Source organism: Pseudomonas sp. UBA5706 (assembly GCF_002419965.1).
Lineage (GTDB): Bacteria > Pseudomonadota > Gammaproteobacteria > Pseudomonadales > Pseudomonadaceae > Aquipseudomonas.
Map to the genome: position 1 here is coordinate 1 of NZ_DIHC01000017.1, position 25,819 is coordinate 25,819.

Annotated in this window: 19 protein-coding genes; 8 read left to right on the plus strand and 11 right to left on the minus strand. The window is 58.8% G+C overall.

The genetic code is table 11. The features are described from left to right. Positions 1–140: 140 nt before the first annotated feature. Positions 141–1,724: a peptide chain release factor 3 gene (locus tag B3I26_RS09855; RefSeq protein WP_296257489.1), complete on the minus strand. Its 1,584-nt coding sequence runs from the start codon at positions 1,722–1,724 to the stop codon at positions 141–143. Positions 1,725–2,054: 330 nt separating this feature from the next. On the opposite strand from B3I26_RS09855, the gene B3I26_RS09860 reads away from it, so the two are divergent. From B3I26_RS09860 to B3I26_RS09880, 5 genes are all read left to right on the plus strand, one after another. Continuing rightward, positions 2,055–2,768 (plus strand): ABC transporter permease, encoded by a 714-nt coding sequence (locus B3I26_RS09860; protein ID WP_296257490.1) that lies wholly within the window; start codon positions 2,055–2,057, stop codon positions 2,766–2,768. A 27-nt stretch (positions 2,769–2,795) separates the two neighbouring features. Next, positions 2,796–3,752: a glycine betaine ABC transporter substrate-binding protein gene (locus B3I26_RS09865; protein WP_409522092.1), complete on the plus strand. Its 957-nt coding sequence runs from the start codon at positions 2,796–2,798 to the stop codon at positions 3,750–3,752. Next, positions 3,749–4,402 (plus strand): ABC transporter permease, encoded by a 654-nt coding sequence (locus tag B3I26_RS09870; RefSeq protein ID WP_133752733.1) that lies wholly within the window; start codon positions 3,749–3,751, stop codon positions 4,400–4,402. Before B3I26_RS09865 ends, B3I26_RS09870 begins: the two co-directional genes overlap by 4 nt. Further along, positions 4,399–5,565 carry a betaine/proline/choline family ABC transporter ATP-binding protein gene (locus B3I26_RS09875; RefSeq protein WP_296257494.1) on the plus strand — a complete coding sequence of 389 codons (1,167 nt, stop codon included), beginning with the start codon at positions 4,399–4,401 and terminating at the stop codon, positions 5,563–5,565. The genes B3I26_RS09870 and B3I26_RS09875 overlap by 4 nt, the downstream gene beginning before the upstream one ends. Positions 5,566–6,101: 536 nt before the next feature. After that, on the plus strand, positions 6,102–7,265 hold the full coding sequence (locus B3I26_RS09880; protein ID WP_296257495.1) for a type III PLP-dependent enzyme: 1,164 nt from the start codon (positions 6,102–6,104) through the stop codon (positions 7,263–7,265). A gap of 84 nt (positions 7,266–7,349) precedes the next feature. On the opposite strand, the gene B3I26_RS09885 is transcribed toward B3I26_RS09880, so the two are convergent. Together B3I26_RS09885 and B3I26_RS09890 are read right to left on the minus strand one after the other, a co-directional pair. Continuing rightward, positions 7,350–8,135 (minus strand): tetratricopeptide repeat protein, encoded by a 786-nt coding sequence (locus tag B3I26_RS09885; RefSeq protein ID WP_296257497.1) that lies wholly within the window; start codon positions 8,133–8,135, stop codon positions 7,350–7,352. Between the two features lies 1 nt (position 8,136). Continuing rightward, the gene (locus tag B3I26_RS09890; RefSeq protein ID WP_296257499.1) at positions 8,137–8,817 is read right to left on the minus strand and encodes a Fe2+-dependent dioxygenase; all 681 of its coding nucleotides are present in this window, start codon (positions 8,815–8,817) and stop codon (positions 8,137–8,139) included. Between the two features lie 198 nt (positions 8,818–9,015). Here B3I26_RS09890 and B3I26_RS09895 point away from each other — a divergent pair, with 198 nt between their 5' ends. The 3 genes from B3I26_RS09895 to B3I26_RS09905 all read left to right on the plus strand — a co-directional run bounded on the left by B3I26_RS09895 (position 9,016) and on the right by B3I26_RS09905 (position 14,737). Next, entirely contained in the window at positions 9,016–11,295 is a 2,280-nt protein-coding gene (locus tag B3I26_RS09895) for a TonB-dependent receptor (protein ID WP_296257501.1), read from the plus strand. Positions 11,296–11,565: 270 nt separating this feature from the next. Continuing rightward, positions 11,566–14,124: a sulfite reductase flavoprotein subunit alpha gene (locus B3I26_RS09900; RefSeq protein ID WP_296257520.1), complete on the plus strand. Its 2,559-nt coding sequence runs from the start codon at positions 11,566–11,568 to the stop codon at positions 14,122–14,124. Positions 14,125–14,401: 277 nt separating this feature from the next. Continuing rightward, positions 14,402–14,737 carry a DUF6508 domain-containing protein gene (locus B3I26_RS09905; RefSeq protein WP_296257502.1) on the plus strand — a complete coding sequence of 112 codons (336 nt, stop codon included), beginning with the start codon at positions 14,402–14,404 and terminating at the stop codon, positions 14,735–14,737. 71 nt (positions 14,738–14,808) lie between these two features. Here B3I26_RS09905 and B3I26_RS09910 read toward each other — a convergent pair whose 3' ends face one another. The 8 genes from B3I26_RS09910 to B3I26_RS09945 all read right to left on the minus strand — a co-directional run bounded on the left by B3I26_RS09910 (position 14,809) and on the right by B3I26_RS09945 (position 25,574). Beyond that, complete coding sequence (locus B3I26_RS09910) at positions 14,809–15,783, minus strand: peptide ABC transporter ATP-binding protein (protein ID WP_296257503.1); 975 nt, start codon at positions 15,781–15,783, stop codon at positions 14,809–14,811. Continuing rightward, positions 15,783–16,751, minus strand: coding sequence for an ABC transporter ATP-binding protein (locus tag B3I26_RS09915; protein WP_296257504.1), 969 nt, complete (start codon positions 16,749–16,751; stop codon positions 15,783–15,785). The genes B3I26_RS09910 and B3I26_RS09915 overlap by 1 nt, the downstream gene beginning before the upstream one ends. 10 nt (positions 16,752–16,761) lie before the next feature. After that, entirely contained in the window at positions 16,762–17,673 is a 912-nt protein-coding gene (locus B3I26_RS09920; RefSeq protein ID WP_296257505.1) for an ABC transporter permease subunit, read from the minus strand. 10 nt (positions 17,674–17,683) lie between these two features. Continuing rightward, on the minus strand, positions 17,684–18,694 hold the full coding sequence (locus B3I26_RS09925; RefSeq protein ID WP_133752720.1) for an ABC transporter permease subunit: 1,011 nt from the start codon (positions 18,692–18,694) through the stop codon (positions 17,684–17,686). Between the two features lie 73 nt (positions 18,695–18,767). Further along, complete coding sequence (locus B3I26_RS09930; protein WP_296257506.1) at positions 18,768–20,375, minus strand: ABC transporter substrate-binding protein; 1,608 nt, start codon at positions 20,373–20,375, stop codon at positions 18,768–18,770. 101 nt (positions 20,376–20,476) lie between these two features. Further along, positions 20,477–21,859: an OprD family porin gene (locus B3I26_RS09935; protein ID WP_296257507.1), complete on the minus strand. Its 1,383-nt coding sequence runs from the start codon at positions 21,857–21,859 to the stop codon at positions 20,477–20,479. 157 nt (positions 21,860–22,016) lie between these two features. After that, entirely contained in the window at positions 22,017–23,618 is a 1,602-nt protein-coding gene (locus B3I26_RS09940) for an ABC transporter substrate-binding protein (protein ID WP_296257508.1), read from the minus strand. Positions 23,619–23,945: 327 nt separating this feature from the next. Beyond that, on the minus strand, positions 23,946–25,574 hold the full coding sequence (locus tag B3I26_RS09945; protein ID WP_296257509.1) for an ABC transporter substrate-binding protein: 1,629 nt from the start codon (positions 25,572–25,574) through the stop codon (positions 23,946–23,948). Positions 25,575–25,819 lie beyond the last annotated feature (245 nt).

The window sequence follows — 25,819 nt, forward strand, 5'->3', positions numbered from 1 at the left end:
CCCCGGACACTAGTGACGCGCTGCGTGGGAACGCATCCAGGGACGCTCGCGTCCGCTATGAATAACGCGCAGCGTCATGAGCGGCATTCCCATGCGGAGCATGGGAACCATCCGCGCTTGGCCATGAATTTCACGGGTGCTTAATGGTGCTCACGCGTTGCGCGGAATTTCACGTCCGGCCAGCGCTCTTCCATCAACGCCAGGTTGACCCGGGTTGGCGCCAGATAGGTGAGGTGACCGCCGCCGTCCACGGCCAGGTTTTCCACCGCCTTGTTCTCGAATTCCTCAAGTTTCTTCTTGTCAGCAGAGTCGATCCAGCGCGCCGACCACACGGTGATTGGCTCGTAAGAACATTCCACCTTGTATTCTTCCTTCAGGCGGCTGGCGACCACGTCGAACTGCAGCACACCGACGGCGCCGAGGATGATGTCGTTGCTGCGCGTCGGGAAGAACACCTGGGTGGCGCCTTCTTCGGCCAGCTGTTGCAGGCCCTGACGCAATTGCTTGGATTTCAGCGGATCGCGCAGACGCACACGGCGGAACAGTTCTGGGGCGAAGTGCGGAATACCGGTGAAGCCCAGCGCTTCGCCTTCGCTGAAGGTGTCGCCGATCTGGATCGTGCCGTGGTTGTGCAGGCCGATGATGTCGCCGGCGTAGGCTTCTTCCAGCTGCTCACGCTCGCTGGAGAAGAACGTCAACGCGTCGCCGATGCGTACGTCCTTGCCGGTGCGCACGTGGCGCATTTTCATGCCCTTGTCGTATTTGCCCGAACAGATGCGCATGAAGGCGATACGGTCGCGGTGTTTGGGGTCCATGTTCGCCTGAATCTTGAACACGAAGCCGCTGAACTTCTCTTCGACCGGCTCGACCGTGCGCTCGTTGGCGACACGCGCCAGGGGTTTTGGCGCCCAATCGACAACCGCATCGAGTACATGATCGACGCCGAAGTTACCCAGCGCCGTACCGAAGAAAACCGGGGTCAGTTGACCGTCGAGGAATTCCTGCTGATTGAATTCATGACAAGCGCCTTGCACCAGCTCCAGTTGCTCGACGAAGCGATCATACTCATCACCCAGGTGGGCGCGGGCTTCGTCGGAGTCCAGCTTCTCGATGATTTTCACATCGGTGCGTTCATGCCCGTGACCGGCGGTGTAGACGATGATGTAGTCGTCGGCCAGGTGGTACACGCCCTTGAAATCGCGGTAGCAACCGATCGGCCAGGTGATGGGCGCAGCCTTGATCTTCAGGACCGCTTCGATCTCGTCGAGCAGCTCGATCGGGTCACGAATGTCGCGGTCCAGCTTGTTGATGAAGCTGACGATCGGCGTATCGCGCAGGCGGCAGACGTCCATCAGGGCGATGGTCCGCGGCTCGACGCCCTTACCGCCGTCGAGCACCATCAGCGCCGAGTCCACGGCGGTCAGGGTGCGATAGGTGTCTTCGGAGAAGTCTTCGTGGCCCGGGGTGTCGAGCAGGTTGATCATGTGTTCGCGATACGGGAACTGCATGACCGACGTGGTGATGGAGATACCACGCTGCTTCTCCATCTCCATCCAGTCCGAGGTGGCGTGGCGATCGGACTTGCGGGATTTCACCGTACCGGCGACGGCAATCGCCTTGCCCATCAGCAGGAGCTTTTCGGTGATGGTGGTCTTACCGGCATCGGGGTGGGAAATAATGGCGAAAGTGCGGCGTTTCGCGACTTCGGCGGCCTGTCTGGTCATGGGAAATCGCCCGAGAGGTGATTCAAAAAAAGGGCGGCGATTATAGCCCAAACCAACGCAATATCCGAACCGTTCAGTCAATCAAGGGTGGCCAAATAGCATCTCGCATGGGAACCTTGCGGTTCCGGAGACGTCCATTCCTGGCTGCACAAGTAGCCAAGGACCGCAAAATCAGCAAGTTAGCTTGACGAAGCTGCGCTCATGGCTCGTGTTTTCGCCGAGGTTAAACCCTTTCCGGCGACCCACCCGCTGCTCTTCGCGAACGTTCGCAGGCTGTCTGCAAAGGTCAGTCAACGTGAGGCGTTCGCCGACTGAATAAGGAGTCCGCCTGTGGCAAATCGCTATGGCAAGGGGCTATTGGGAGGTGTGATTGTCATCGCGCTTCTGGCCCTGCTGGTCCAATGGATCGGCATCGACACACTCAGGCAGTATCAGGATGATCTGCTGTTCTATCTGCAAGCGCATGTGCTGCTTGTGCTGGCATCGATGCTGGCGGCACTGGTAGTCGGAATTCCGACTGGCATTGTGCTTAGCCGACCGAATATGGTTGGCCGAGCCGAACGCTTCATGCAGATCTTCAACATCGGTAACACCGTTCCTCCTCTTGCAGTTCTGGCCATTGCCCTGGGTGTTCTGGGTATTGGCAGCGGACCTGCCATCTTCGCGTTGTTCCTCGCCTCTCTGTTGCCCATCGTGCGCAACACCTACGAAGGCCTGAAAAACGTTCAGGGCTCACTCAAGGAAGCTGCCACCGGCATCGGCATGACACCGCGTCAGGTGCTGTGGCGTGTCGAGCTGCCCAATGCCGTGCCGATCATCGTGGGCGGCGTGCGAGTCGCGCTGGCGATCAACGTCGGTACCGCGCCGCTGGCCTTCCTGATCGGTGCCAACAGCCTTGGCAGCCTGATCTTCCCTGGCATCGCCCTGAATAATCAGCCGCAGCTTGTGATCGGTGCCGCGTGCACTGCATTGCTGGCCCTGTTGCTCGATGGCGCCGTGACCCTGGCGAGTCGTATCTGGCTGGAACGTGGCCTGGCTCGATAACCGGTCGCGCTGATGAAAGGAATACGAATGAAGAAGTTATGCACATTGATAGTGGGCGCTGGCCTGCTGCTGGCAGGATTCGTCCAGGCAGCCGAAATGCCCGTCTTGCGCATTGGCGCACGGGTCTTTACCGAACAGACCATCCTCGCCGAGCTGACCGCGCAGTACCTGCGCGACAAGGGCTATCAGGTCCAGATCACCGGTGGGCTGGGCAGCAACCTGGCGCGCAGTGCGCAGGAATCCGGACAACTCGACATGCTCTGGGAATACACCGGTGTCTCGCTGGTGGCCTATAACCATGTCGACGAAAAACTCGACAGCGAGCAGACCTATCAGCGGGTCAAGGAACTCGACGCGAAAAAGGGCCTGGTCTGGCTCTCGCCATCGAAGTTCAACAACACCTACGCCCTGGCGTTGCCGGACAAGATCGCGCAGCAGTATCCGCAGATCAACAACGTCTCCGAACTGACAACCTTGCTCAAGGATGAGGCCAAGGAGGGTCATATCGTCGCGCTCGACACTGAGTTCGCCAACCGTTCCGACGGACTGGTGGGCATGGTCAAGCACTACGACATGAACCTGAGCCGTGAAAATACTCGTCAGATGGACGCCGGTCTGGTCTACACCGCGCTGCACAACGGGCAGGTCTTTGCCGGGTTGGTATACACCACCGACGGGCGCCTCAATGCCTTCAAGCTCAAGGTATTGGCCGATGACAAACACTACTTCCCGGACTACACCGCAGCGCCAGTGATCCGCAAGGAGTACCTGGACAAGCACCCGCAACTGGCCGAGCAACTCAAGCCGCTGGCCACGCTGCTGGATGATCAGACAATGATTGCGCTGAACGCCCGCGTCGACGTGGATCACGAAAGTCCTACCGTGGTGGCGGCAGATTTCCTGCGCACCCATCCGATCAATCCTTCCGCGGAAAGCGTGCCGATCAAGCAGACGCCAGCGGAAAAACAGGAGGAGAAACCATGAGCTTCTGGAGCGCTTTCTCCCATCTTGACTGGAACCAGGTGTTTCACCTGACCCTGCAACACATCACCCTGGTTGGCATCGCAGTCTCGCTGGCGATTCTGGTGGGTGTGCCGCTGGGCGTGCTCATGACCCGCTTTCCTACCCTTGCCGGTCCTTTGCAAGCCAGTGCCACGGTGCTGCTGACCATCCCGTCGATTGCCTTGTTCGGCCTGCTGTTGCCGTTCTATTCCAGGTTTGGGCAGGGCCTGGGTCCGATGCCTGCCATTACCGCTGTGTTTCTGTACTCCTTGTTGCCGATCATGCGTAACACCTACCTGGCGCTGACCGGCGTCGAGCCCGGCATTCGCGAAGCCGCCAGGGGCATTGGCATGACCTTCGGCCAGCGTCTGCGCATGGTCGAATTGCCAATCGCCGTGCCGGTGATCCTCGCCGGTGTACGCACGGCCGTGGTCATGAACATCGGCGTCATGACCATTGCTGCCACCATCGGTGCCGGTGGTCTTGGCGTACTCATCCTCGCTTCCATCAGCCGCAGCGACATGTCGATGCTGATCGTCGGCGCCGTACTGGTCAGCATTCTGGCCATCTTCGCTGACCTGCTTCTGCAATGGCTGCAACGCTCGCTGACTCCAAAAGGATTGCTCAAATGATCGAACTTCAAAACCTCACCAAGACTTTCCAAAGCAACGGCAAAGAAGTGAAGGCCGTCGATTCAGTGAGCCTGACCGTCAATGAGGGCGAGATCTGCGTTTTCCTGGGGCCGTCCGGTTGCGGCAAGAGCACGACACTGAAGATGATCAACCGCCTGATCATGCCCACCTCGGGCAAGGTGCTGATCAACGGTGAAGACACCACCAGCCTCGATGAAGTGACCCTGCGCCGTAACATCGGCTATGTGATCCAGCAGATCGGTCTGTTCCCCAACATGACCATCGAAGAAAACATCGTGGTCGTGCCCAAGTTGCTCGGCTGGGACAAGCACAAGTGCCACGACCGCGCTCGCGAACTGATGAGCATGATCAAGCTCGAACCCAAGCAATATCTGCATCGTTATCCGCGCGAACTGTCCGGTGGTCAGCAGCAGCGCATCGGCGTGATCCGTGCGCTGGCAGCCGACGCCCCGTTGCTGTTGATGGACGAGCCATTCGGTGCCGTGGATCCGATCAACCGGGAGATGATCCAGAACGAATTCTTCGAGATGCAGCGTGCGCTCAACAAGACCGTGATCATGGTCAGCCACGACATCGACGAAGCCATCAAGCTGGGCGACAAGATCGCTATTTTCCGCGCTGGCAAACTGCTGCAGATCGACCACCCGGACACGCTGCTGGCGCACCCGGCAGACGACTTCGTCAGCAATTTCGTCGGCCAGGACAGCACCCTCAAACGTTTGTTGCTAGTCAAAGCCGAAGACGCCGCTGACAACGCGCCGTCCGTCAGCCCGGAAACCCCGGTGGCCGACGCGCTGGAAATCATGGATGAAAACGACCGACGCTACGTCGTCGTGACCGACGGCGACAACAAAGCCATGGGTTACGTCCGCCGCCGCGACCTGCACCGCCAGAGCGGCACCTGCGAGCAATACCTGCGTCCGTTCAACGCCACCGCCGCCTACGACGAACACCTGCGCATCCTGCTGTCGCGCATGTATGAATTCAACCGCGCCTGGCTGCCGGTGCTGGATGCCGAGAATGTGTTCCTGGGTGAGGTGACTCAGGAATCGATCGCCGCGTACTTAAGCTCCGGGCAGTCGCGGGGCAAGAAAACCAGCATTGTTTCACCGGCTGAGGTGGCGGAGCAGGCGGCTGGCTGAGGCGTGTGATTCTGGCCGAAGGCCGTAGGAGCCTTGCTTGCAGGCGATCTGGCGCGAAGCGGCAGCAAGATCAGGCTGCGTGGTTGTGTCCAGGCACACTCCATTTCTTCGAATCTACTGCCCTTCGCTCGGACGCGGCCTGGGGCAGATCGGCGGCGAGCCAGGCTCGCCACCTTCGGGCAGAAGCAGGGCAGCACTCACTGTGCGGGAACATCGTCCTGTCACGTCTGTCGGTTACTACAGGGTGATTGAACGAGCGCGAATGCCCGTCTGGCAAAAACGGGCACAAACGCGACAGTTTTTGTTGATCTCCAGCCCTTCTGGTCCTACAGTTCGCGCCGAACGTCCATGCTGGAAACGATCCATCCGGCTCAAGTACTGACGACGAGACAGCAAGGCCAACCGGGGGGGCACCACCGGATGGCCTTTTTGCTTTCGGCGAACAGCCTTGGGAAGTAGGCGAACCAAAGTGGGGATACGGAGGACGTTCATTTGCACCCATTGATTTTTACCGTTTGCCAACAGGAGTCCCCCGCATGTCGATCCAGGTCGAAGACTATTTCGAGAAAAGCACCTTCGAGAAAATGAAGGCGTTCGCCGACAAGCAAGAAACCCCGTTCGTGGTCATCGATACCGCAATGATCAGCAAAGCCTATGACGACCTGCGTGCCGGTTTTGAGTTCGCCAAGGTGTACTACGCCGTAAAGGCCAATCCTGCCGTCGAGATCATCGACCTGCTCAAGGATAAAGGCTCGAACTTCGACATCGCTTCTATCTATGAGCTGGATAAAGTGATGAATCAGGGCGTTGGCCCGGATCGCATCAGCTATGGCAACACCATCAAGAAATCCAGGGACATTCGCTACTTCTACGACAAAGGCGTGCGTCTTTACGCGACCGATTCGGAAGCCGACCTTCGTAACATCGCCAAGGCCGCACCGGGCTCGAAAGTGTACGTGCGTATTCTGACCGAGGGTTCGACCACGGCCGACTGGCCGCTGTCGCGCAAATTCGGTTGCCAGACCGACATGGCGATGGACCTGCTGATCCTGGCGCGTGACCTGGGTCTGGTGCCTTACGGCATTTCGTTCCACGTCGGCTCGCAACAGCGCGACATCAGCGTATGGGACGCGGCAATCGCCAAAGTGAAGGTGATCTTCGAGCGCCTGAAAGAAGAAGACGGCATCGAGCTCAAGCTGATCAACATGGGGGGTGGCTTCCCGGCCAACTACATCACCCGCACCAACAGCCTGGAAACCTACGCCCAAGAAATCATTCGCTTCCTCAAGGAAGACTTCGGTGATGACCTGCCGGAAATCATCCTTGAGCCGGGGCGTTCGCTGATTGCCAACGCCGGCGTCCTGGTCAGCGAAGTCGTGCTGGTGGCGCGTAAGTCGCGTACCGCCGTGGAGCGTTGGGTCTACACCGACGTGGGCAAGTTCTCCGGCCTGATCGAAACGATGGACGAAGCCATCAAGTTTCCGATCTGGACCGAGAAGAAGGGCGAAGTCGAGGAAGTGGTCATCGCCGGGCCGACCTGTGACAGCGCGGACATCATGTACGAGAACTACAAGTACGGCCTGCCGCTGAACCTGGCCATCGGTGACCGCCTGTACTGGCTGTCCACCGGCGCCTATACCACCAGCTACAGTGCCGTGGAGTTCAACGGCTTCCCGCCGCTGAAGTCGTTCTACGTCTGAGGCTGACGCTGCAGCGCAAAAAGCCCGCGAGTGATCGCGGGCTTTTTTGTGTGCAAGGATCCTGGTCTTTTTTTTGCGACGAATCTACAGCAGGGCTTCCAGTTCAGCGTGATCCGACGCGTCACCCAACTCGGCGGCGCGTTGGTGGTAATCCTGCGCCATTGCGCGAATGTCCGGGTGCGTGGCGTGCAGCAGGGTCTTGCGGCTGACTCGAAGGAAATTCAGATTACCGATGCGCAGCGCTGTCTGGAACCAGACCACGGCTTCGTCGATCAGGCCCCGGTCGGCCAGGGCAGCGGCGTGGCTGAACTGCCCGCGGAAATCGCCAGCCTCTGCCGAACGTCGATACCAGTCGTGAGCGGCTGGCACGCTCCGTTCGCAGCAAAGGCCCTCTTCCAGATAACGGCCCAGCATGTTCATCGACTTGGCGTGACCCATTTGCGCGGCCTTGCGGTAGCAGGCCAGCGCGCGGGCCTGATCCTTGTTCACGCCCCGGCCGGTGGCCAGCAGGTTGCCGTAGTTGTAAAACCCCCAGTCCAGCCCGGCTTCGGCCGCCTGTCGGTAGTGTTCAGCGGCTTTCACTGCATCCGGTTCGCAGCCCCAGCCATGTTCGAAGCACCGCCCGACCATGTTGCTTGCCATGGCGTGGCCATTGCGTGCGGCGATCTGAAACCAGGTCAGCGCCAGGGCTGCATCCTGTTCGATGCCGGTGCCGTCCAGCAGAATCTGCCCGAGCAGTGCCTGGGCTTCGACCATGTTTGCCTGTGCGGCAATGAGGATTGCCCGCGCGGCGCTGGCGGGGTTGTCCTGCAGCATGGCGCGCAACTGGTCGCCATCGAGCACCTCCTGACGTCGCAGATTCCAGCTCATGTCAGACCTCGACCCATTGGCGCAGCAGGTTGTGATAGGTGCCGGTCAGCTGGATCAATGAGGGATGATCGGGGATATCGCGGCTTAGCTGCTGGATCGCCGTATCCATCTCGAACAGCAAGGTGCGGTGGCCGTCATCGCGTACCAGGCTCTGGGTCCAGAAGAACGATGCATAGCGCGCCCCCCGTGTCACCGCGTTGACCTTGTGCAAGCTGGTGGCGGGGTAGAGCAACATGTCGCCCGCCGGTAGCTTGACTGCGCGCGTGCCGAAAGTGTCTTGAATCACCAGTTCGCCGCCGTCGTAGTCGTCGGTATCGCTGAAAAACAGCGTTGATGAAAGGTCGGTTCGCACGCGCTCGATGCTGCCTTGGGCCTGACGCACCGAATTGTCGATGTGGAAATCGAAGCTGCCACCGCCGGTGTAACAATTCACCAACGGCGGGAACACCTTGTGCGGCAGCGCGGCAGACATGAACAACGGGTTCTGCCACAGGCGCTCGAGCATGGCCGCGCCGATTTCCTTCGCCAGTGGATGGCCTTCGGGCAACTGCAGGTTGTGCTTGACTTTTGCCGACTGATGCCCGGCGGTGATCCTGCCATCCGCCCATTCGGTCTGCTCCAGGGCTTGGCGAATACGCAGCACTTCCTCGCGGGTAAAGAGGCCGGGTATGTGTAGGAGCATGGTGTTGCCACTCGAGACGGAAACGGTAGCGAATGGTAGTGATTCTTATTGATCGTGTAAAACCCCTGAGCGCGCGTAGACGAACGATGGGCGCAAGACTGCAAAACGAAATTGTAAAGAATGTAAGTTTTATGCGAATACAAATGATTCCCAACTATATTGCGCGTCCTCAGCATTCCTTGGGGAAGGAAACCTCCTATGTCGCGCCTACACCTGCAACCCTCTGTCAGCTCACCACGACTTCTGGCCTCGGCAATCGGCATGGCCGTTACTGCAATGTCCGCATCGCAGATGGCGCACGCCGCCGAGGAATCCGAGAAGGCTAGTGGCGGCGCGATTTCGTTGGGTGCGACCAGCATTACCGGTGAGGCACAGCAGTCCACCGACTACAAGACCGAAAAAGGCGCCTCACCCAAGTACACCGCGCCTCTGGTGGACACCGCCCGTTCGATCACCGTGGTGCCTCAGCAGGTTCTGAAAGATACGGCCTCCGTCTCGTTGCAAGACGCGTTGCGCACCGTACCAGGGATCACCTTCGGTGCGGGCGAGGGCGGTAACCCCCAGGGCGACCGGCCGTTCATTCGTGGTTTCGATGCCCAGGGCGATACCTACATCGACGGCGTGCGTGACACCGGCGCACAGACCCGCGAGATTTTCGACATCGAGTCGATTGAAGTCAGCAAGGGGCCCAACTCGGCCATGGGCGGTCGCGGCTCGGCCGGTGGCAGCCTGAACCTGGTGACCAAGTTGCCCAAGGCCAATGACTTCACCGACGGCAGTTTCACGTATGGCACGGACCAGACCCGCCGCTACACCCTCGACGTGAACCGCAAGTTCCTCGACGACGCCGCATTCCGTCTGAACCTGATGAGCCACGAGCAAAACGTCGCCGGGCGTGACGCGATCAACTACGACCGTTGGGGCGTGGCGCCGTCGGTGACGTTCGGCCTGGGCACTGAAAACCGCCTGAACCTTAGCTATTACCACATGCAGAGCGACGATCTGCCGGACTCGGGGATTCCCTATGGCTACGCCTCGCCGACCGCGACCGCTCACGTGCATGACAAACCGGACGATGGTGGCAACAGCAACAATTTCTATGGCCTCAAGGATCGGGATTTCCGCAAGACCCGCACCGACATCGCCACCATCAGCTTCGAGCATGACTTCAACGAAGGCATGACCCTGAAAAATACCTTGCGTCACGGCAACTCCGGTCAGGACTACATCCTCACCCAGCCCGACGACAGCCAGCGCAACGTCAACCGCTACGCCACCGTATGGCGCCGCACCAACACGCGTGTGTCCAACACCGACACCACGACCAACCAGACCGATCTGTTCGGTTCGTTCCAGGCCCTGGGGTTCAAGAACAATTACTCCACTGGTATTGAACTGACCCGCGAGAAGAGTCGCGTCAGCGGCTACACCTACAGCACCAGCGGCCTGCAGAACTGCTCGCCGACCGGTATCGGCAACAGCGTCTCGGGCAACTGCACCTCGCTGGCCAATCCGAACCCGGACGATTTTTACGGTGGCACCACGGCGCGCAACTACACGACAACAGAGACAGCCGCCAACACGCGCTCAATCTATGCATTCGACACCCTGGAGTTGACGCCGCAGTGGCTGATCAACGGCGGCGTGCGTTACGACAGCTTCGACGTCACGGCCAATTCGCCAACCGTGCACGCCAGCAGCGACAACAATTTCTGGAACTGGCAGGCGGGCATCACCTACAAGCCGGCTGAAAACGGCAGCATCTATGCCTCGTTCGCCACCTCAGCCACCCCTCCGGGCGGTCTGGTAGGCGAGGGACAGGACGGTAATCCGTTGACTGCCGGCACGGCGACCAGCGAGCTGGAGCCCGAAACCACCAAGAACTATGAAATCGGCACCAAGTGGGATCTGCTCAACGAGCGCCTGTCGCTGACCGCAGCGGTATTCCGCACCGAAAAAGAGAACACTCGTGTATTGGTCAGCAGCGGCACTTACCAGAACGCCGGTAAGTCCCGCGTCGACGGGGTCGAGCTGTCTGCCAGTGGCAAGATCACCGACAAATGGCAAGTGTTCGCTGGCTACAGCTACCTCGATAGCGAGCTGGTCAAATCGGGTCTGGTTGGACGTAACGGCGCGGTCAACGCAGGGGCTGCCTCACAGGACGGCAATGAGATGCCGAACACGCCTAAACACAGCGCCAGCCTGTGGACGACTTATCAGGTGCTGCCCAAGCTGACCGTCGGTGGCGGCGCGTTTTATGTCGACGATGTCTGGGGGGATACCGGCAACACCGTGTATGTCCCGTCCTATACCCGTTACGACGCAATGGCTGCCTACAAACTGACCAAGAATATCGACTTGCAGCTGAACGTGCAGAACCTAACCGACAAGACCTATTACGACAAAGCCTATGCCGCGCACTTCGCGACCCAGGCAGCCGGTCGTACGGCGCTGTTGACCACCAGCTTGCACTTCTAATAAAGGCGGAACCGGGAAGCCCTGCTCGCCGTTGGTGAGTGGGGCTTTTTGTGTATGAAGCAAGCAGGGGTCTATGTACGAGCGCAGCGTGTCGACAGTGGTGTCCGCAACATCCCTGCCGCTGGCAAGCCCGACGGCTATAGCGTTGGCGTGTGGCTGATGACGAAGCGTTTTTATCTGCGAACGAAGAAGAATCAAACACGGATGAGAATGCATGCCGTTTGTGCGCATAATGCGCGTCGCAGCGGGTTATCGAGGTGATCGAGGGTGTTGAAGAAGGTCCTGTTTCAAGTGCATTGGTTCTTCGGGATCACGGCGGGTCTGGTGTTGGCCTTGATGGGCATTACCGGCGCGTTGTATTCGTTCGAAGACGAAATCACCGGTGCGCTCAATCCCGAGACGCTGTTCGTGCAGCCGAGCGAACACCAATTATCCCTGGCGCAAATGGTCAGCACGCTCCAGGCGCAAGGTAATGACACGGTCTCGATGTTTCGCATTGAAGTTGATAGTAACCGGGTCGCGCAGGTCTGGTTTAAACCGCCGCCCGGCGAACGTCGTGGTGAAATGCACAACTTCGACCCGTACACCGGCGAGTTCAAGGAGAACGCTGTCGGTCAGGACTTCTTCGACTTCGTGCTCAATCTGCACCGCTTTCTGGCTGCCGGTGAATATGGCAAGCAGGTCACTGCGGCCTGCACGCTGATGCTGCTGTTCTTCTGCCTGTCCGGCTTGTACCTGCGTTGGCCGCGTCAAGCGCTGAACTGGCGCGTTTGGCTGACCCTGGACTGGGCGAAGAAAGGACGCAGCTTCAATTGGGATCTGCACTCGGTGTTCGGCACCTGGTGCCTGATCATTTACCTGTTGCTGGCGGTTACCGGGCTGATGTGGTCCTACGACTGGTTCAGCAACGGCATGAACAAGCTGATCGGCGACCCGCCCGTGGCTGGCGAACAACGCCGTGGTGGCGGCCCGCGCTCGGGAACGGTTCCCAAGCAGGTGGCGCCTGGCCAAGCGCCTGCCCCCGATTACGTGGCTATTTGGGACACCATCCAGAAAGCCGCCGGCCCCGATCTGAAAGCCTACAATTTGCGCCTGCCGCAGGCCCCGGGGCAGATGGCGACGGTTTACTACCTGCTTAAGAACGCGCCGCACCCGCGTGCGCTGAACCAAATGACACTCGACCCGGCCAACGGAGAGCTTAAAGCCAACTCGCGCTACGCCGACAAGGGCTATGGTGGACAGTTATTGGTCAGTAACTACGCGCTGCATACCGGCAGTTATTGGGGCCTGACCGGGCGTATCGTGATCACGGTCGCGGCACTGCTGATGCCGCTGTTCTTCATCACAGGTTGGCTGTTGTACCTGGATCGTCGACGCAAGAAAGGCGAGATTCGCGCTGCCCGTGGCGAGGTTGCGCCGACCTCCGGCGGTTATGGCCATCAGGGCCCGGCGTGGCTGATCGGCTTCGCCAGCCAGAGCGGATTTGCCGAGCAACTGGCGTGGCAGACTGCCGGGCAACTGCAGTCAGCGGGCCTGCCGGTACGGGTGCAGCGTCTGGCTGACATGACCGAACAAGACTTGCATCAAAGCCGCAATGCGCTGTTCGTCGTCAGTACCTTCGGCGATGGCGAGGCGCCAGACAGCGCCCGCGGGTTCGAGCGCAAATTGCTGGGCCGCCCGCTGTCGCTGGACAACCTCCATTACGCGGTGCTGGGCCTGGGCGACCGCCAGTATCGGCACTTTTGCGGTTTTTCCCAGCGCCTGCATGGCTGGCTGACCGAGCGCGGTGGCAACACATTGTTTGCGCCGATTGAGGTGGACAGTGGCGATCACGCCGCGCTGCAGCACTGGCAACAACAATTGGGCGCACTGACCGGATCGACGTCAGCCAGCCCCTGGCAGGCGCCTGATTATGAGAACTGGATCCTGAGCCAGCGTCAGTGGCTGAACCAAGGCAGCGTGGGGTCGAAAGTGTTTCTGCTGAGCCTGCGTATGCAGGCTGATGTGCGTTGGGAGGCCGGTGATCTGGTTGAGGTATTGCCGCGCAACGTCGATTCGGTTGTCGAAACCTTTCTGTTGGGGCTGGGGACCGCCACTCATGCGCCGGTCGTCGTCGATGGCTTGAGCGAAACCCTCGGGCAGGCGCTGAGCAGCCGTCAGCTGCCTGCCAATCGCAGCCATCTGGTGGGCCTGCACGCACAATCGCTGGTAGATGCGCTGGTGCCGTTGGCGATGCGTGAGTATTCGATTGCGTCGATTCCGCAGGACGGTTCGTTGCAGTTGATCGTGCGTCAGGAGTTGCACCCCGATGGCAGTCTCGGGGTGGGTTCCGGATGGCTGACCGAGCATGCGGCGGTGGGCGGCACGGTCAGTCTTCGCGTTCGTCGTAACAGCGGCTTTCATCTACCGAACGAGCCGCTGCCGATGATTCTGATTGGCAACGGTACAGGACTGGCAGGGCTGCGCAGTTTGCTCAAGGCGCGGATTGCCCGGGGGCAGCAGCGTAACTGGCTGTTGTTCGGCGAGCGAAATGCCGCTCATGACTTGCATTGCGCGCAGGAGCTTCAGGGCTGGTTGGCGTCGGGAGACCTGGCGCGTATGGATCTGGCGTTTTCGCGGGATCAGGCGCAGAAGGTTTATGTGCAGGATCGTTTGCGCGAAGCGGCGGATGAGCTGCATCGCTGGCTGGCCGATGGAGCAGTGATTTACATCTGCGGCAGCCTGGAAGGCATGGCCAGCGGTGTGGATGAGACGTTGAAGGCACTGCTGGGTGAGGAAGGGGTTCAGGCGCTGATCGAGCAGGGGCGGTATCGACGGGATGTTTATTGATGCATCGGATAGCGCAATGTCAGGCGGCTTGTTCGCAGCTGCCGCACCGCGCTCGCTGCCGTCGTAACCTGCGACTTCTCCTGCAGCGATCGCATCAGGGCTCAAAGTCTGCGGTACTGCATGTCGGAGAGAGAGGGGTAAAAGGCGCAAACCGCGCCCTTCTACAACGGATCAACACGCGCAGTTTGATGAGTCTAACGAGAAGTTGTTGATGGCAAGTGCATCTAACCTACTGTCAAAAGTGAGAGCGACCTTAGAGGCACCCTCCCGAAGCGCGGTGACGTACATCCTCGACAATGCGCCGGATTTTCCCCGATTCCGGACCTTGTCCGAGGATAAAAAGCATGCCGTGCTGAGTGACTTCATTACCGTGATTTGCGCTACGGACTTTGTGGCTCCGTTTGACTGGATGACGGAGTTTCCCAAGGACGATCCCAGATGGGACGACGTTCATTTATTGAAAGAAGCCGACGCCGCAACGGTTAGGAAGTTGCTGATCGCACACTTGAGGCTTGACCGTTTCAGTGACGGGCATCTGCAGCGGATTATGACTTCAGGTTATCTTGAGGCTGCATTGAGCCGGCTGCGCACCTTGTTCGCTGCCACGCCCTGAAAAACAAAGCCCTCTGCTTCCGGGAAGCAGAGGGCTTTGATTTCGCTACCACGACGTGCCGGTTGGCTCGATCAAACCACAAACTGCTCCGCGTAATGACAGGCCACTTGCCGGTTATCCACAGTTCGCAACTCCGGCACTTCAGCAACGCAGCGCTCGGTCGCGTACGGGCAACGCTTGTGAAAAGCGCACCCGGACGGCGGATTCAGCGGGTTAGGCAACTCCCCAACGATCTTGATCTTTGGCTTCGACGGATCCGGATGAATCGTCGGTGTCGCCGACAACAGCGCTTGGGTATAGGGGTGCAGCGGACGGTTATAGATTTCCTCCTTCGGCCCCATCTCTGCCGGACGCCCCAGATACATCACCAGCACCGTATCGGCGACATGACGCACCACGGCCAGGTTGTGCGAAATGAACACATACCCGGTGTTGAACTCCTGCTGCAGATCCATGAACAGGTTCAGCACCTGGGCCTGAATCGATACGTCCAGCGCAGAAGTCGGCTCATCCGCCACCAGCACCTTCGGCTGCAACATCATCGCCCGCGCCAGCGCAATACGCTGACGCTGACCGCCGGAAAACATATGCGGATAACGCTGGTAGTGCTCAGGACGCAGACCCACCTGCTTCATCATGGCCTGCACTTTCTCGCGACGCTCGGCCGCAGACAGCTTGGTATTGATCAGCAGCGGCTCGCCCAGTTGATCACCGATTTTCTGGCGAGGGTTTAGCGAGGCGTATGGGCTCTGGAACACCATCTGCACGTCTTTACGCAGTTGTTTGCGCTGATCCTTGGTCGCGCCGGTCACTTCCTGCCCGGCAATTTTCAACGAGCCGGACGAAGGTTCTTCGATCAGCGTCAGGGCGCGGGCAAGGGTGGATTTGCCGCAGCCGGACTCACCGACCACCGCCAGGGTCTTGCCAGCCTCCAGTTCGAACGACACGCCGTTGAGGGCGCGCACCGTGGCGTGGGGCTTGAACAGACCCTGGGATACATCGTAGTGACGGGTCAGGTCACGGGCAGTCAATACGACTTCGCTCATTACGCCACCTCCTGATTCAGCGGAAAGAAACAACGCGCCAGACTGTGTGCCTTAGGGTCAAGCGTCGGGCGTTGTTGGCGGCATTTTTCCTGGACATAGGGGCAGCGCGGCGATAACAGGCAACCGCTGGGACGATCATAGCGACCGGGCACGATGCCGGGCAGCGTCGACAGTCGGGCGGCGCCCATGCTGTGCTCTGGGATTGCCGCCAGCAGGGCTTCGCTATACGGGTGTGCAGGTACGTCGAAGAGGCCGGGAACCTGACCGACTTCCACCGCTTGACCGGCATACATCACACAAACGCGTTGAGCGGTTTCGGCCACCACGGCCAGGTCGTGGGTAATAAGCACCAGCGCCATGTCCTGCTCTTTCTGCAGGGCCAGCAGCAGGTCCATGATCTGCGCCTGAATAGTCACGTCCAGCGCGGTGGTCGGTTCGTCGGCGATCAGCAGTTTCGGCTCGCCGGCAATTGCCATGGCAATCGCGACGCGTTGGCTCATGCCGCCGGACAGTTGATGCGGATAGGCGTCCAGGCGCTGTTCGGCGCCGGGAATCTCGACTTTCTTGAGCAACTCCAGGGCACGCTGGCGCGCCGCGCGGCCCGACATGCCCAAGTGTGCGCGCAGCACTTCCTGGATCTGGAAGCCCACGGTGTAGCTGGGGTTGAGCGCGGTCATCGGGTCCTGGAAGACCATCGACAAGTCCTTGCCGACGATCTGCCGACGCTGGCGGGCGCTGAGCTTGAGCATGTCTTTGCCGTCAAAGCTCAGCGAGTCGGCGGTGACGATGCCGGGATGATCGATCAGGCCCATCAGCGCCATCATGGTCACGGATTTACCCGAGCCCGATTCGCCAACGATCGCCAGGACTTCGCCTTTGTCCACGGCCAGGTCCAGGCCGTCGACGACCGGGGTGGCAGTGGCGTCGCCGAAGCGAACGTTGAGGTTGTTGATTTCTAGAAGTGGCATTCGGACGTCCTCAGGCGGCGTTCTTGAGTTTCGGGTCCAGCGCATCGCGCAGACCGTCGCCCATCAGGTTGATTGCCAGCACGCTGAGCAAGATGGTCAGACCGGGTAGGCTCACCACCCACCAGGCGCGTTCGATGTAATCGCGAGCCGAAGCGAGCATGGTGCCCCACTCAGGCGTCGGCGGTTGTACACCCAGACCCAAAAAGCCCAGCGCCGCGGCGTCGAGGATGGCCGAGGAAAAGCTCAGGGTGGCCTGAACGATCAGCGGTGCCATGCAGTTGGGCAGTACGGTGATGAACATCAAGCGTGGCAGGGTGGCGCCGGCCAGACGGGCAGCGGTCACGTAGTCGCGGTTCAGTTCACCCATCACGGCGGCGCGGGTCAGCCGCACGTAGGACGGCAGCGAGACAATGGCGATGGCGATCACGGTGTTGATCAGGCCAGGGCCGAGGATTGCGACGATGGCAACCGCCAGCAGCAGCGAAGGCAAGGCCAGCATGATATCCATCAGACGCATGATGGTCGGCCCGAGGATTTTCGGGAAGAAACCGGCCAGCAGGCCCATGAGGATCCCCGGAATCAGCGACATGACCACCGACGACAACCCGATCAGCAACGACAGGCGCGAACCCTGAATCAGGCGCGACAGCAGGTCACGTCCCAGCTCGTCGGTGCCCAGCAGAAACTGCCATTGGCCGCCTTCGAGCCAGACCGGCGGGGTCAGCAGGAAGTCACGGAACTGCTCGCTCGGGTCATGGGGCGCGACCCACGGGGCAAAGAGGGCGCAGAAAACCACCAGCAGCATGAACACCAGGCCTGCAACGGCGCCTTTGTTCTTCGAAAAGTGCTGCCAGAACTCTTTGTAGACGGACGGGTAGAGCAGGCTTTGATCGACTGCTACTACGGGAGTAGATGTGCTCATAAAAGTGATCTCAGCGCTGGTGACGAATGCGTGGGTTGGCAAAGCCGTAGAGGATGTCCACCACGAAGTTGACCAGAATCACCAGGCAGGCGATTAACAGGATGCCGTTCTGCACGACAGGGTAGTCGCGCGCGCCAATGGCTTCGATCAGCCATTTGCCGATACCCGGCCAGGAGAAGATCGTTTCGGTCAGTACCGCACCGGCGAGCAGCGTGCCCACCTGCAGGCCGAACACGGTCAGCACGGGAATCAACGCGTTACGCAGGCCATGGACGAACACCACGCGAGCCGGCGACAGGCCCTTGGCGCGAGCGGTGCGCACGTAGTCTTCGCGCAGGACTTCGAGCATCGAAGAGCGGGTCATCCGCGCGATCACTGCCAGCGGAATCGTGCCCAGCACGATGGCCGGCAGAATCAGGTGACGCAGTGCGTCAATGAACGAGCCTTCTTCATCGCTGAGCAGGGTGTCGATCAGCATGAAGCCGGTTTTTGGAGGAATGTCATACAAAAGGTCGATACGACCCGACACCGGGGTCCAGCCCAGCGATACCGAGAAGAACATGATCAGGATCAGGCCCCACCAGAAGATCGGCATTGAGTATCCCGCAAGCGAGATACCCATGACCCCATGATCGAACAGGGACCCTCGTTTGAGGGCCGCAATCACCCCGGCCAGAAGCCCGAGGATGCCAGCGAATATCAGCGCCGCAATCGACAGTTCCAGGGTGGCCGGGAACAGTGACGTGAATTCGGTCCACACGCTGGTGCGCGTCCGCAACGATTCGCCCAGGTCGCCATGGGCGAGCTTGCCGACGTAATCGATGTATTGCGCATAAAGGGGCTTGTTCAGGCCAAGACGTTCCATGGCTTGTGCGTGCATTTCCGGATCGACCCGGCGTTCACCCATCATGACTTCGACCGGGTCGCCCGGAATCAGGCGAATCAGTGCGAAGGTCAACAAGGTGATGCCGAAGAAGGTGGGTATCAGTAACCCCACTCGGCGGGCGATAAAACTAAACATCTTTTCGTGTACCTCATCAGCCGGTTAGGCGTGTTCCGGCGGGTCTCAACTAAGAGCCCGCCAGATTCTTCTTCTACTTCACTTGGGTGGTAGCGAAGTTATTAGTGGTGAGAGGGCTAATGTAATAACCCTCCACGTTTTTGCGCATAGCAGTGAACATCTTGGTGTGCGCCATGCTGATCCATGGCTGGTCCTGATTGAAGATAACCTGCGCCTGCTCATAGAGTGAGGCCCGTTCGGCCGGATCGGTTTTTTCCCGAGCCTGATCGATCAGCGTCTGGAACTTCTGATTGCACCAGCGTGCGTAGTTTTCGCCGTTTTTGGCGGCCTCGCAGCTGAGCATTGGGGTGAGGAAGTTATCAGGGTCGCCATTGTCGCCTGACCAGCCGGCCGACACCATGTCGTGCTCGCCGTTTTTGGCCCGTTTGAGCATTTCGCCCCATTCCATGACGCGAATATCTACCTTAATGCCGACTTTCGCCAAATCGGCCTGCATCATTTGCGCGCCCATCGTCGGATTCGGGTTGGTCGGGCCGCCGCCATTACGCGTGAAGAGGGTAAACGTGGTGCCATCCGGTACGCCCGCTTCCTTAAGCAACGCACGTGCCTTGTCCAGGTCGTGCGCAGGGTTCTTCAGGTCTTTGTTGTAGCCCAGCAGCGTGTCCGGGTAAGGGTTGACCGCAGCGGTCGCGTTGCCTGCCCCAAACAACGCCTTGACGTAGGCCTCTTTGTCGAAGGCGATGTCGATGGCCTTACGAACGCGCACGTCGCTCATGTATTTATGCGCGGTGTTCAGCGCGGTATACGCGGTGGTCATCGCGTTCAGCTCGTCGACCTTCAGATTCGGATCTTTCTTGATGCTCGGGATGTCATCGGGTTTGGGGTATAGCGCCACCTGGCATTCGTTGGCCTTGAGCTTCTGCAGACGCACATTGTTGTCGGTGGTGATGGACAGGATCAGCGCGTCAGCCGGCGGCTTGCCGCGGAAGTAGTCCGGGTTGGCCTTGAAGCGCACCTGGGCGTCCTTGGCGTAGCGCTGGAAGATGAATGGGCCGGTACCGACAGGCTGACTGTTCAGGTTGTCGGTCTTGTTGGCCTTGAGCAATTGATCGGCATATTCGGCCGGATAGATCGAAGCGAAGGCCATGGCCATGTCGGCGAGGAAGGGTGCTTCGCGACGGGTGAGGGTGAATTTGACGGTGTTGTCGTCAATCTTTTCGACACTACTGAGCAGTTCCTTGAAACCCATGCTCTCGAAATATGGATAGCCTACGGCCGACTGTTTATGCCATGGGTGGTTCGGGTCCAACTGCCGCTGGAAACTCCAGACCACGTCGTCGGCGTTCATATCCCGTGTCGGTTTGAAGTATTCGGTGGTGTGGAACTTGACGCCTTTGCGCAGATGGAACGTGTAATTGAGCCCGTCTTCACTGATCTCCCACGAATCGGCCAGCGCGGGCTGGATCTCGGTGGTGCCGGGCTTGAAGTCCACCAGCCGGTTGAACACGGTTTCGGCTGACGCGTCAGCGGTAACGGCCGTGGTGTACAGCGCGATGTCGAAGCCTTCCGGACTGGCTTCGGTGCAGACCACCAGTGGCTTGGCCGAGACGCCGACCGCGACGCTGAACAGTGCCAGTGCAACTGCGTTTCGCAATGTTGCGAGTTTGAATGTCGATTTCAAGAAAGCGCCCTCCGCAAGTGTTGAAGCCATTACTGAGTGGGTGTTTCGAGGCATTAAGTTCTGTTTGGGAACTGCCTCGAAACTGCCCACGGTTGTGGTGGTTACAAGATGTTGAACGGAATGGTGGTCACCAGACGGAATTCATTGATGTTGCCATCAGCCTGGTTGGCGCTCGCACGGTGGGTGGTGTACGTGCCGCGCATGGTCGACGCCTTCAGCGGGCCGGACTGCATGGTATAGGAAGCGCCCACGCCGTATTCGTAGTGGGTTTCGCCATCCATGCCGCGTACGTCATAGGCGGTACCTTTATAGTGGGTGCCGTCGATATCAAAACCACGCGCCTGATAGACGTTGAACTTCAAGCCCGGCACGCCGTAATCGGCCATGTTCAGCAGGTAGCTCAGCTGTACCGATTTCTCGTTCGGGCCGTTGAAGTCCGAGAGCAGGGAGTTGGCCAGGAAGATGGCGTTGGTGTCATGCACGTAGTCGAAGTAGGTGTCACCCTCGACTTCCTGGTACGCGATGCTGAAGCTGTGCGCCTTGTGGGTAGCGGTCAACGACAGGCTGTAGGTGTCGTTGTCGATCGGGCCCATCTTCTTCTGACCGGAATCTTTGGTTTTGTAGTAGTTCAGGTTGGTGCTCAGGCCCAGCACATCGGTGTCGCCCAGTTCATGCAGGAACGAGAAGTAGTACTGGTGCCAGAAGTCCTGAACGTTGGAGACGTAAAAGCTGGTGGTCAGACTCTTGAGCGGCTTGTAGTCCACACCGGCCATGTCCACGCGATCGGCTTCGACATTCGCGTTTGCAGTGTACTCGGAGCGGAATTTGGTCAGGCTCTGTTCGGAGCGCGGTGAAACGCGATCAAAGCTGCCGGCCTGGAATGACAGGTTGTTGAATTCCTCGCTGAGGATGCTCACGCCTTCAAAACTGGAGGGCAGTGCACGGTTGCCAATGTAGGCGATCACCGGCGTGTTCACAGACTGGCGGCCTGCCGTCAGGGTGGTGTTGGAAATGCGCGCCTTGATGTTGCCCAGGCCCAGCTTGCTCCACTGGCCGACCGCGTCACCGTTGTTCCGGGTGAGGGTACGGTTGGCGCCGCCCATCAGGTCGTCTTTGTCGCGATCCAGCGCAACGGCGTTGTAGACCGCCATCTGGGTCGCAAAACCGATAGGGCCTTGGGTAAAGCCCGAGCTGTAGTCAACGATGGTGCCCTGCACCCAGTTGATCCGGCGTGGATCACGGTCGACCACGGCGCCGTTCTCGCTGCGGCTGAATGTGCCGCCCCGACGCAGCAACTCATTGGCGTACCAGTTCTTGGTCGAACCGGTCACTTTCGAGTCTTCCAGAAAGCCGTTGGCTTCGCTCTGGGCGTTACTTGTCGCCAAGGTGGTCGGTACGAACTCCTGGCTGGTTGGCTCGGCGTGAGCCGTGACGCTAAATGCAATTGCGGATAAGGCGAATACAGCTGTGCTGGCTTTTTTCACGTTTTCAAGCTCCCGTTTACATCTTTTATAGAGGCCGGTTTTTATGAGTGGGCCGGCTTTGGTGGAACGGCCTCGTGGGCCTTTTTTCGCTCTTTCCGCGGATTGCGGATAAAGCTGTGCCAAAGGCGAAATCACCTGTGGCGGGGGTTGCCTTGGGTTATTCGGCGATGCTTACGCCCGAGAAGCTGTTGCGTCCGAAGGGACTGACCAGAAAGCCCTGGACCTGCGTGCGCATAGGCTGGATGACAGTTGAGTGGGCTATCGGCGTGATCGGCACCTGACTCTTGAGGTAGTGCTGCGCTTGTTTGTACAGGGTGATCCGTTGGCCGGTGTCCGCCGTTGAAATCGCCGACTTGATCAACGCCTCGTATTTTTCATCGCACCACATCGAGTAATTGTTGCCGCCGATTGATGCGCAGCTGTACAGCGTGCCCATCCAGTTGTCCGGGTCGCCGTTGTCGCCGGTCCAGCCGATCAGCGAGATATCGTGCTCGCCGTTCTTGGTGCGCTTGAGGTACTCGCCCCATTCGTAACTGACGATGGTGACCTTGATGCCGACCTTGGCCCAATCTGCCTGGAGCATCTGTGCCATCAGCTTGGCGTTGGGGTTGTAGGGCCGCTGCACGGGCATTGCCCACAGCGTCAATTCGGTGCCTTCCTTGACGCCGGCGGCACGCAGTAGCTCGCGGGCCTTGTCGAGGTCGTACGGCGCGTCCTTGACAGTTTCGTCGTAGGACCATTGGGTCGGTGGCATGGCGTTTTGCGCCAACTGGCCTGCACCCTGATACACCGCGTCGATGATGGCTTTCTTATCGACTGCCATGTCCAGCGCCTGACGCACTTGCAGGTTGTCCAGCGGCGCGTGACGGACGTTGTAGGAGATGTAGCCAAGATTGAAGCCAGGCTTCTCGATGACGTTCAATTGTTTATCCGCCTTGATCGAAGCAAGGTCAGCCGGACGCGGGTTGAGGGTAACCTGGCACTCGTTTTTCCTGAGTTTCTGCACACGCACCGATGCGTCGGTATTGATGGCGAATATCAGTTGATCAACCTTTACCCGACTCGGGTCCCAAAAGTGTTTATTGGCAACATAGCGGATCTGCGAATCTTTCTGATAACGCTGGAAAACAAAAGGGCCGGTACCAATCGGAGACTGGTTTATCTCGCGAACATTGCCTGATGCTATCAGTTTGGCGGCATATTCCGCGGAGAGAATTGAAGCGAAGTTCATTGCGATATTCTGGATAAACGCGGCGTCTACTTTGTTCAGCGTAAATACAACGGTCATTGGCCCGGTTTTTTCAACCGACTTGATGTTCTTGTCCAGTCCCATGCTGGTGAAGTAAGGGAATTCGGTCGGATAGGCGACACGGAATGGATGGTCTTTCTGCAGCATCCGGTTGAACGTAAACAGGACGTCATCGGCATTGAAGTCGCGAGTGGGTGTGAAAAATGTGTTGCTGTGGAATTTCACCCCTTCACGCAAATGGAAGGTGTAGCTCAGACCGTCCGGGGAAACGTCCCAGCCGGTTGCCAAGGCAGGAACCACGCTGGTCTGTCCGCGTTCGAACTCGGCCAGGCGGTTGTAAATTGGCTCTGCGGCATCGTTGTCCGTGCCGGACGTGTACTGGGCGATGTCGAAGCCCGCAGGACTGCCCTCGGAGCAGAACACCAGACTTTTGGTTGCAGCTTGGGTTGCCGGAACTGCAGCCAATAGCCCGGCGGTTAATACTGAACTCAGCACGATGTGTTTAAACATGACAATCCTTATCGTCTGTTGCGTGAGGCACTCCGGAAACACCATTGGCATTCGTTTGCGCAAACGGAATTTCCAGTCGGAAAACCCGACCGACAGATCAACGGCAAATATCAGATGCGGGAACCGAAGACGGTATGTCGGTCACACCGCACAGTAAATACATCTGAGTCCTTAAAACTTTGTAGGAAAAGTGTATATCGTTAGTAGGCCAATTCTTAGACTTGCGGTTGCGCATCTAACGATATGCATTTTCATTTATGAATCACGCACATAGCGACACAGTCGCGATACCTGAAGGTACCGCGACCGTGAAGTCACATGGAGGTATTACTTACCGCTGACGCTCACGCCATAGAACGAGTTCAGACCGAATGGGCTGATCTTGAAGTCCTGAACTTCCTTACGCATTGGCTGATAAACAGTGGAGTGGGCAATCGGAGTCATCGGAACCGCGTCCTTGAGCAAGTGCTGAGCCTGTTTGTACAGCTCGGTGCGCTTGGCCTGGTCGGTGGTTTCCTTGGCTTCGTGGATCAGCTTGTCGAAAGGCTTGTCACACCACTTGGCAAAGTTGTTGCCGTTCATTGCGTCACAGCCGAACAGGGTGCCCAGCCAGTTATCCGGGTCGCCGTTATCGCCGCTCCAGCCAATCAGCATCGCGCCGTTTTCACCCGCCTTGGCGCGCTTGATGTACTCGCCCCACTCGTAGGAGACGATCTTGGCGTTGATGCCGATCTTCTTCCAGTCGTTCTGCAGCATCTCGGCCATCAGCTTGGCGTTCGGGTTATACGGACGCTGAACCGGCATCGCCCACAGGGTAATTTCGGTACCTTCCTTCACGCCGGCTTGCTTGAGCAGGTCCTTGGCTTTGGCGACATCGTATGGCGAGTCCTTGATGGTGGTGTCGTAAGACCACTGAGTCGGCGGCATGGCGTTGACAGCCAACTGGCCCGCGCCCTGATACACCGCGTCGATGATGGCTTTTTTGTCGACTGCCATATCCAATGCCTGGCGTACTTTCAGGTCTGCCAGAGGGTTCGGCTTATCGTCGCCCTTGATTTTCGGCATCACGTTGTAGGCGATGTAGCCCAGGTTGAAACCTGCCTGATCAGGCATCTTCAGCGCAGGGTCGGCCTTCAACGGCGCCAGATCGGCAGGACGCGGGTAGTCGGTGACCTGGCATTCGTTCTTCTTCAGCTTCTGCATGCGAACCGAAGCGTCGGTGGTGATGGCGAAAATCAGATTGTCGACTTTGACGTCTTCAGGCTTCCAGTAATCCTTGTTTCCGGTGAAACGGATGTTGGAGTCTTTCTGGTAGCTCTTGAATACGAAAGGACCGGTACCGATCGGCTTCTGGTTGATTTCTTCCGGCTTGCCTTGCTTGAGCAACTGGGCGGCGTATTCAGCGGACTGAATCGAAGCGAAGCTCATAGCCAGGTTCTGAATGAACGCTGCGTCTACCACGCCGAGGGTCATCTTGACCGTGTGATCGTCAATCTTCTCGATCTTGGTGATGTTGGTGTCCATCGCCATGTCGGTGAAGTACGGGAATTCGGTCGGGTACGCCTTACGGAACGGATCATCCTTGTTGATCATGCGGTTGAACGTAAATAACACGTCGTCGGCATTGAAGGCACGGGTGGGTTTGAAATAGGGCGTGGTGTGGAACTTGACACCTTCACGCAGGTGGAAGGTGTAGCTCAGGCCGTCCGGGGACACGTCCCAGCTGGTGGCCAGGCCTGGAATGACAGCGGTGCCGCCTCGTTCGAACTGGCTCAAACGGTTGAAAACGGTCTCGGCCGAAGCGTCGAAGTCGGTGCCGGTGGTGTATTGACCTGGGTCGAAACCAGCGGGGCTGCCTTCAGAACAGAACACCAGGTTTGATGCTGCTTGAGCGAAGGGAGCGCTGGCGATCAAACCTGCGCCGAGTAGAAACGGAATGACCGCTTTTTTGAGCATGGTGGCCTCAGTTGTTGTCATTTTTTGGTTGAGGGTACGACCTTATGGGTCGGCCCTGCGGATACTTATGCAGGCGCCATACCCAAAGCAAGATGCAGGCGCCAATCGGGTGTCAAAGAGTGGCACGAACGTACACGAATGTCGCAAAAGTATAATTATTGACGCTGTTGAACGTTTGCGTGTCGCATATCGGTATCTTTGTTGCGCTTTTAAGGTGCGTCGCCACGTGGCGAATGCACCCGTTT